Annotated in this window: 5 protein-coding genes; 1 reads left to right on the top strand and 4 read right to left on the bottom strand. The window is 66.0% G+C overall.

Annotation, left to right across the window (positions count from 1 at the left end; genetic code table 11):
• The 4 genes from DMB80_RS24875 to DMB80_RS24860 form a co-directional block, all read right to left on the bottom strand.
• Positions 1–3,950 (bottom strand): non-ribosomal peptide synthetase (locus tag DMB80_RS24875; RefSeq protein ID WP_121497472.1); only part of this gene is annotated, 3,950 nt, incomplete at its 3' end.
• A 27-nt stretch (positions 3,951–3,977) separates the two neighbouring features.
• The gene (locus DMB80_RS24870; RefSeq protein WP_111512295.1) at positions 3,978–4,196 is read right to left on the bottom strand and encodes an MbtH family protein; all 219 of its coding nucleotides are present in this window, start codon (positions 4,194–4,196) and stop codon (positions 3,978–3,980) included.
• Positions 4,197–4,449: 253 nt separating this feature from the next.
• A complete protein-coding gene (locus DMB80_RS24865; RefSeq protein WP_111512299.1) occupies positions 4,450–5,286 on the bottom strand; it encodes a class I SAM-dependent methyltransferase in 837 nt (278 codons plus the stop codon).
• Positions 5,283–8,360, bottom strand: coding sequence for an MMPL/RND family transporter (locus DMB80_RS24860; RefSeq protein WP_111512294.1), 3,078 nt, complete (start codon positions 8,358–8,360; stop codon positions 5,283–5,285). The genes DMB80_RS24865 and DMB80_RS24860 overlap by 4 nt, the downstream gene beginning before the upstream one ends.
• Before the next feature lie 365 nt (positions 8,361–8,725).
• Here DMB80_RS24860 and DMB80_RS24855 point away from each other — a divergent pair, with 365 nt between their 5' ends.
• A complete protein-coding gene (locus tag DMB80_RS24855; protein ID WP_046365313.1) occupies positions 8,726–9,232 on the top strand; it encodes a DUF2505 domain-containing protein in 507 nt (168 codons plus the stop codon).
• The last annotated feature ends 119 nt before the right edge of the window (positions 9,233–9,351 follow it).

Genomic DNA, 9,351 nt, shown 5'->3' with positions numbered 1-9,351 from the left:
GTGGGGTGGGTGCGTCCGGCGGTGGGGAAGCCGAAGGCGATGTCGGTGCTGGTGGACAGGCGGGAGAGCAGGATGGCCAGTGCGCTTTGGACGACCATGAATGCGGTGGCGTTGTGGGTGGTGGCGCAGGTGGTGATGGCGTGGTGCAGTGCTGGGGGCCAGTGGAAGTCGTATCGGTCGCCGTGGTGGTCGGCGATGGCGGGGTAGGGGCGGTCGGTGGGTAGTTCGAGGCGTTCGGGTAGTCCGGCCAGGGTGTGGGTCCAGTAGTGGGTGTGTTGGGTGATGAGGCTGGTGTCGTTGTCGGGGTCGCCGAGTCGGTGGCGTTGCCACAGGGTGTAATCGGCGTATTGGATGGGTAGGTCGGTCCATCCTGGTGCCTCCCCGACACACCGAGCCGCATACGCCGTGCCGATGTCGCGCACCATCGGACCCATGGACCACCCGTCGAAAGCGATGTGGTGCACCACGATTCCGATGAGATGCTCGTCGGAGCCGATGCGATGGATCTGTGCCCGGATCGGGATGTCGGTCGCCAACCTGAACTGATGGCCCGCGATGCGCTCGAGGGCGGCATGGGCTTTGCCGAGGCTCGTGTGGGGGACCACTGCGGGACCGAGTCGCCACGAGCCCGGCCGGGGACGGCACACCTGTTGCACCGCAACGCCGTCGATTTCGGGATAGACGGTGCGCAGTACCTCATGCCGAGCGATCACGTCATCGAGAGCGGCGCCGAATGCCGCCACGTCGAGCGGTCCGCGGACATGCAACGCGACGGGCATGTTGTAGGTCGCGGACCCGTCGTCGAGACGATCCAGGAACCACAGCCGGCTCTGGGCGAACGACAGCGGGGCCGGCGCCGTGCTCGTGCGCGGCTGCAACACGGTCGGTTGGAGGGTGCGCTCAGCGGTCAACGGCGCCAGTTGAGCCACCGTCGGGGCGTCGAAGAGGGCCCGCACCGTCACCTGGCTGCCGAGGGCCGCGTTCACTGCCGCGACGACCCGCATCGCCGACAGCGAGTCGCCACCGAGATCGAAGAACGAATCGTCGAGCCCGACGCGGGGACAGCCGAGCACGTCGGTGAAGATTCCGGCGAGGATCTCTTCGACGGGGGTGCCGGGTGGGCGGTAGCGTGCCGCGTCGCCGTAGACCGGCGCCGGCAATGCGCGCACGTCGAGCTTGCCGTTGGGGGTCAGCGGCATGGCCTCGCACACCACGATCGCGGCCGGCACCATCGAACGCGGTAAGCGCTGCCCAAGGGTCTGCCGAACCGCCACGGGATCCACAGGGCCGTGGCCGGTTGCGGTGACGTACCCGACCAGTCGCGGTTCACCGACTCCGGCGTCGTCGCGAACGATGACCGCGGCACGATCGACACCGTCGAGAGCCAGCAGAGCCGCCCTCACGTCGCCCAGCTCGATTCGATGGCCCCGGATCTTGACCTGATCGTCGGCGCGGCCGCAGTACCTCAGCGCTCCGTCACCGTCCCAGCGGGCGAGATCGCCGGTGCGGTACATCCGTGCACCGGGATCGCCGAAGGGGCATGCCACGAAACGCGACGCGGTCAGATCACTGCGACGCCAATAGCCGACGCTGACACCTCGCCCGGCGATGTAGAGCTCACCGACCACCCCCACCGGGACCGGACGCAGCCAGCCGTCGAGCACGAACACGGCGGCACCTGCGACCGGTTTTCCGATCGGCGGCGTACCGGAACCGGCACACAAAGGATCGCTGCGGGTCGCGCAGATCGTCGTCTCGGTAGGACCGTAGCCGTTCACGACGATGCGGCCGGGCGCCCATCGGTCCACCAAGTCTGCCGGGCACGGTTCGCCGGCGACCAGCAGAGCGTGGGGCGTCGGCTCGTGCGGTGACAGCACGGCGGTGGCCGTCGGGGTCTGGCTGAGCGTTGTGACGTGTTCTGTCGCCAGGAGCAGCTGCAGACGCTCTGAGGACTCGGCCACCTCGTCGGACACGATGACGAGACGACCTCCGTGGAGAAGCGGGCGCCAGATCTCCTCCACCGAGGCGTCGAAGCCGTAGGAATGCCACTGCGCCCACACCTGCGACGGCAACACCGCATCACGCGGTCCCACCAGTTGAGTCACGTTGTCATGAGTGACCGCTACGCCCTTCGCGGCGCCGGTGGTGCCCGAGGTGTAGATGAGATAGGCGATGTCATCCGGTTTCGGTCGCGGCACGGCGGCATCGGGCCGACCTTCACCATCGATGTCGTCGACGGTGACCACCGGCAGGTCCCTGCCTGCGAGTCGATCGGTCATCCGGACCACCGTGACCGCAACCACCGGCCCCGCATCGACGAGCATGTGATCGATGCGGGCGTCGGGTAGCGCGGGGTCAACCGGCAGGTAGGCCGCTCCTGTCTTGAGAACCGCGAGGATCGCGACGATGGCATCAGCGCATCGCGGGAACAGAATCGCCACCACCTGACCCGGCGCGGCACCCCGGCCGTGCAGATGGCGGGCGAGCCGGTCGGCGGCCGTGTCCAGTTCCCGGTACGTCATCATGACCGATTCGCAGACCAGGGCCGGGGCGTCGGGAGTCCGCGTCACCTGCTGGCTGAAAAGGGCTGTCAGCGTGGCCGGTTCGCTGCTGCGCCGGAGCGATGCACGGTGGCCCAGCCCATCGAGGTGGCCACGCTCGGCGGGGGAGAGGACACTGACCCCGGACAGGGAACCGCGGGGGTCGTCGGTGATCTCGTCGAGTATCCGATGCAATCGCTGCGCCAGATCGTCACCGGCGAATCCGGCGAACGGCAGCCCCGCCCCTCCGGTACAGAACGACTGCTGCGCGCCGGTGCCGAGAAAGAAGAAGCCATAGTGCTCGACCGGACCGAAAGTCGTATAGGTCGCAGACGCGGGGACCTCGCCCAGACTCAACCCCAGCCGCGAGGGGACGAAGTTCAGCACCACTCGCCGCGCCGACGAGTTGTCGACACCGAGCAGCGTCTCGACGGGAAACCTCTGGTGGCGCAGCGCTTCCCGAATACGGGTGTCGACGTGGCGGCAGAGGTCACCACGAGACTGACCCGGGGCGGCCTGCACCACCAACGGCACGACACCGGCCATCATCCCCGGAAGTGTTTTCGTCGCCGGATCGACCCGTCGGGTCACCGGGAAGTCGAAAACCACCTGGTCTCCGGCGAAGTCGAGTTGCTGCACCAGCAACGCGCAGCCGGCTGTCAGGATCGAGGATCGCCGCACGCCGAGATCCTTGGCCAGCAGTTTGATCTTCGTCGTGAGCGCGGCGTCGAACGTCGTCGGGATCGAGGGAAAGTGCGAATCGGCGGTTACGAGTGCCTGCGGATAGCGGGGTTCGGCTTCTGTGATGGCGGACGTGATCTCGGCCCAATACTCGTGGTCGGCAACGTAATCGGCCGACGACTCGTAATCCGACTCGACGGCGAGGAAGTCATGCAGTGAGCCGAAGAACGGGGGAGCGACGGCTTTTCCTGACATCATCGCCGAGTACACGGCTGCGATGCGGCGTCCGACCAACCCCATGCTGACACCGTCGATGACGATGTGGTGGCAACAGACGAACCAGTAGAACTCTTCGGCGCCGGTCTGAAAGAGCGCGAACGAGAGCAAATGCCCTGACAACGGCATGGGCGTGTGTTGGATCGACGTCGCGATCTCGCGGGCACGTTGCGTGGGCTGTGCCGAACCCGTGAGGTCGTAGAACTCCATGTCGACGTCGGAGTAGTCGACCGGCTGCTGGACGACGCCACCACCGGATTCGACGAACGCCGACCGGATCGGCTCGGCTTCGCGCAGGCCCTGCCGGATCGCGTCGAGGAAAACGTGACGGTTCACCGGCCCCGCGATGCGGACGAAAAGGCCCAGCTGCCACTGCGTGTCAGAGTGCCCTGTTTGCTGCGCCAGCCAAATGTCCAGCTGGCGGCGCGTCAGTGGTTGTCCGCGGTGCTGCATCCGACTGCCCCCCCTCGCGTCGGTCTGTCAGCTGCTCTTAGCGAGCCTCTCGCGCAGACTGCGGGGTCTGATATCGGTCCAGTGCTGGTCGACGTAGTCCAGGCAGCTGGCCCGATCGGCCTCGCCGAACACCACGCGCCAGCCCGAAGGGACATCAGCGAACGCGGGCCACAAGCTGTGTTGCTCCTCGTCGTTGACCAATACGAGGAACGAACTGTTTTCGTCGTCAAACGGGTTGTTACTCATGGCAATCCCAGAAGTGTTCGTATTAACGGTAGGGTCAGACTACTGCGACTGGACATTTACATGTCGATTTTCCAGTAAGAATTTTCGGGAACGTAAAATGCTGGTGAGGCCGTGCCACTGGCCGATGGCCCTGATTGCTGAAACTCGACGAGTGAACGTTTTTGCAAGTGCACAGATGGCCGCACATGTGCGTCGCCGCCGGCCGTCGACGCCAGGTTTGCCGAAAAGCGCGCGACCACTTCGCTGTTGGCGCTCAGAAGGTGTAGCGGTAGAGCCGGTCGTAGTCCCGAGTAGCCGGTATCGCATGCTGGAGCCGGTACAGCAATCGCGCTGTCTTTCGCGGGATTCGGTCGAAGCCATCGACCACCGAACGGCTGTCGACCAGCTGCAGACTCGGTGCGGCACTGGTGATCTCCGTGCCGTCTCGACTGCCCCAGGTGATGATGCCTGATGTGAACATCCGGGACAACCGCGGCCCCCAGGGGGACAGCAGATCGGCGACCAGCTCCCCGCTGTCGAACCGACTGGTCAACCGATGCACCAGCTCGAGCACCTGCGGTTCGGTGAGATACATCAGCAATCCCTCGGCCGCGATCACCACCGGACCGCCGACGGGAAGCTGAGACATCCAGTCGGTCTCGGTGACCGACGAGCCGATCATCCGGTAGCGATCGGTCTCCGCGTACAGCTGACTGCGCAGCGTGATGATCTGCGGCAGGTCTACGTCGAACCAGCGCAATGACGGTGCCGAGATGCGGAACGCGCGACTGTGCAGGCCGCATCCGAGATGGATCACGGTGGCGCTCGGATGCGCCGCCGAGAACGCGCCGATGACGGCGTCGAAGTAGGTTCCACGTAGAGCGGCGCCGTACTGGTTGACGGTCGGACGGACCACACGGTGGATCCGGGCCCAGTCGTACTCGATCCGCTCGACCGCCGCCGCCGCGTGGTGATCGCCCAGGATGGATTCCGGTTGCCGGCTCTCGTGCGCGCGGAGATACAGCATGCACAGCAGCGTCCACTCCACCGACCCCCATGCCACGCCCGTGAAGTCGACTCTGTCGACACCCGAGCTGAGCGGTTCTGTCATGACGGGGCCTCCTCCGGCACTGGTTCGGGCGCCGCCGAAGCGGGCTTGAGACGCGACGGCCACCAGTTCGCGCGCCCGACGAGGACCGCCATGGCGGGCACGGTCACCGTGCGTACGACGAAGGTGTCGAGCAGGATGCCGGTGCCGACCACGAAGCCGGCCTGGACGATCGTCCCGATACTGGCGAACAGCAGCCCGAACATCGACGCGGCGAAGATCAGCCCGGCGGCGGTGATGACGCCGCCGGTGGAGCCGACGGTGCGGATGACACCCGAGCGGATGCCGCGCGGTGACTCGTCGCGGATCCGCGAGATCAGCAGCATGTTGTAGTCGGCCCCCATCGCCACCAGAATGATGAACGTCAATCCCGGGACGCTCCAATGCAATTGCTGACCGAGAAGGAACTGGAAGAAGGCCACGCCCAGCCCGAGCGCAGCCAGATAGGAGAGGAGCACCGAAGCGATGAGATAGAGGGGGGCGACGACGGCGCGCAGCAGGATGACGAGGATGGCCAGCACGACCAGGATCGTGAGCGCGATGATGAAACGGATGTCGTGGTCGTAGTAGTCGCGCGCGTCGCTCAACGTGGCGGAGTATCCGGTCATCCGTACCGTCGCGTCAGCCAGTGCCGTGTTCGGTTGGGCTCCGCGGGCGGTCGCGGAGATGGCGTCGACCTGATCCATCGCCGCGGTGCTGAACGGGTTCAGCGTCGTCTGCACCAGGTATCGCGCGGAGTGTCCGTCGGCGGAGATGAAGAACCGGGCGGCCTTCTTGAAATCAGCCGACGACAGCATCTGCGGCGGGATGTAGAAGCCCGCCATCGACGGTGACGTCGCCTCGTTCTTCATCGCCAACAGGAACTCCGATGCGGTGCCGAGGTCGGCGCCCATCCGCTTGGTCTGGTCGACGAGCTGATCGACGCCGTTGGCGACCTGACGGCTGCCGTCGGCGAGCCGGTTGAAGCCCTGCTGGAGATTCGTGATCGATCCCGTGCCGCCGCCTGCACCGCCGAGGCCGAGCGGCCCCAGCGAGCGGGTGGCAGCGTTCATCGACGATGTCAGCTGGCGGACGGTCTGGGACAGGTTGGACAACGGGCCGGTCGCCTGCAACTGGCGGGCGATCCCCGCGAGCTTGTCGAACGTGCCGTCTCGACGAGCCTGCGCCATGGCGCGGAACTGATCTCGTGCGGCGCTGCACAACGGATTCGTCGTGCAGTACTCACTGCCGTCCAGGGCGGTGACCACGGGCTCGATCCAGTCGAAGTTCGAGACGTTGCCGAAGACCGTCTGCAGCGTGTCGCCCAGACTGCGCATGCCACTGACCAGGCGATCACTGTCGCCGACCTGACCGATTGTCGCGCCGCCGCCGAACTGGCCGAGTTGCTTCTGGATCGCGGTCAGCATGTTCAGCAGGCTGCCGACCGAGGACATCGACTTGGCCATCTGGTCGCGGATCGAGGCCAGGGCGTCGGCGAGCTGACCCGCACCATCGTTCAGCGTGGTCAAATCGGCACTGCGGTTCTCGATCAGCGTGGAAGCATCGCTCAACCGCTTGCCCACCTCACCGGCCTGCGCCGTCGTGCTCGCCGCTTCCAGCGGCTCTCCCGTCGGCCGTGTGATCCCGCGGACCGCGGCGATGTCGGGCAGCTGGCTCACCCGTCGAGCCATCTGCTCCATATCGGCGAGCGCTTCGGGGGTGCGCAGATCGTGCGGCGATTGAATGAACAGGTACTGCGGAATGATCGAGGTGAGCGGGAAGCGCTCCTCCATCGCCGCATAGCCGACCGAGCTCTCCACGTTCGGCGGAAGGGCCAACCTGTCGTCGTAGTTGTAGTGCACCAACCCCACGCAGCCGGCCAGAGCCAGCAGCGCGGCCAGGCTGACGATCAGATTGGTCCGGGGGCGGCGCACGATCCGGATTCCCGAGCGCCGCCAGAAGCGGGTGGTCAGATCCCTTCGCGGCGCTATCCATCGACGGCGACCCGCGAGCACCATGATCGCGGGCAGCACAGTGACGGCCGCGAGGAACGCGACGGCGATCGCGATCGCCAGCGCGGGCCCGGTGGTGGCGAAGAGGTCCAGGCGGGCGAATGACATGCCCAGGAAGGTGACCCCGACGGTCGCCGCGGATGCTGCGATCACCTTGCCGATGGAGCTGAGCGCGTTGACGAGCGCCTGATCCGAGTCGGCGCCGTGCCGTAGGAAGTCGTGGTACCGGCTGATCAGGAACACGGCGTAGTCGGTTCCCGCCCCGGCCAGCATTCCGGTCAGGAAGACCAGCGTCTGACTCGACACCGCCAGACCGAACTGTGAGGCGCCGGCCAGTAGCGCGCCGGCGATGTTGAGCGACACCCCGATCGCGATCAGCGGCAGCAGCATCGTGATCGGGTTGCGGTAGATGACGAAGAGGATCACCAGGAGGAACGTGATGATCGCGGCCTCGATGCGTGCTTGATCGCGGAGGTTGACATCGACGAAATCGGCAACGGTGGCGGCGGGCCCCGTGAGATGAACGGTGAGATCGGACCCCGCCACGCTGTTTCGGACGATGTCCGCGACGCGCGTGTACGCCTCGTTGGATTCCACCGACCCCAGCTCGCCGCGGATGCCGACGGGCATGATCCACGCCTTACCGTCTGCGCTGCTGAGGGTTTCGCGCAATTCCGGGGTCCCGATGAACTCCTGCAGCATCACGACGTCGTGGCTGTCACGGTCCAGTCTGCCGACCAGCTGGCGGTAGGTGTGTTCGTCGGCTCGGTCCAGCCCGGCTTCGTCGGTCATCAACACCAATACCGTGTTGTCGGACCCGGCGGATGGAAAGGCCTGGGCGATATCGCGGTTGGCCACGATGGCCGGAGCATCGGAGGGCAGCGGTGAAGTCGGTTGCTGTTGGATGACCGTGGCGAGGGACGGAAAGAGCGGGGGAAGTGCCACCGCCAGCACCAGCCAGACGCCGATCACGATCCACGGGTGCGCGACGATGACCGTGCCCAGTGCGCCGAACACCCCTCCGGGATTGGTCGGGGCGCTCGCCTCGGCGCGGGGGGCCTTGCTCCCTCGTCTCCGCCACCGCATCGAACGCTCCAGCGGTCAGCTGGGAACGGGTACCGCGGCCGGTCGGCAACGGAGCCTCCGACGCGGGTGGCCCCGCCCGAGCAACAGCCGACGTAAATGTCCCCCCATGGTGACTTCACCTCTTCTCGGGATGAGAGACGAGAAGTTCAGTCGGTCCCCGGCGCGCTGAATCGTGGTCCGGCCTGCCGAGACGTGATCGAACAGGGTAAGACTAGCCCGTTTTCGTTGACGTGGCCGTCAGAATCCGACGATTTGTCACATGTCGTCGACGTGATGTTTCAGCGAACTGGTCATCGACGTCACCGCACCTGTGTCACGACCGCAAAACGCCGGCATCGATGCATCGCCCCCGCTAGCCTCAGTCCATGGCGCGAACGGTTGTTTTCGCGGTGCACTCGACGGCCAGCGTCGAGCAAATTCATCACGCGTTCTGCGACGAACGGTACTGGCGGGCGAGACTGAAGAAGTTCGGCGGTTTCGGCACGCTCGAGACGTTGGCGGTGGGCCAGGACGGGACCGCGACGGTCGTGGTCAGTCAGAACTTGCGCCCGGAATCGCTGCCCAGCCTGGTCTCCCGCTTCTTCCCGCGTGAGTGGAAGGTGGTCCAGAGCGAAACGTGGCGTCCCGTCGCGGCGGATCGGGTCGAAGGGGAGGTCACCATCACCACCTACGGTGCGCCGGGCGCGGGTTCGGGCCGGATCCTGGTCTGCCCCACGCCGAGCGGTGCGCGGTTGGACTGCACCGCGACGGTCACTTTCAACGCGCCGCTGGTGGGTGGTTCGATCGAAGCGGTGATGGGCAAGCTGCTCGCCCAGCAGATCGGCGTGATCGGGAAGTTCACCACGATGTGGATCGCAGAGTCGGTTGCTTGAGCGGTCCCGGTGGGCGGCGTGGTGCTCGAGTGAATACTGTTGCGCGCGAACGTGTCCCCTGCGCGCATCTGTCAGCTTCGGACAGATGGCGTGGTCATAAACTTGTTGACGCGAATGTA

The sequence above is a fragment of the Mycobacterium kyogaense genome, from assembly GCF_003254575.1.
Lineage (GTDB): Bacteria > Actinomycetota > Actinomycetes > Mycobacteriales > Mycobacteriaceae > Mycobacterium > Mycobacterium kyogaense.
Note: the sequence above shows the minus strand (reverse complement) of the source record. Positions and strands in the feature narration are given on the sequence as shown.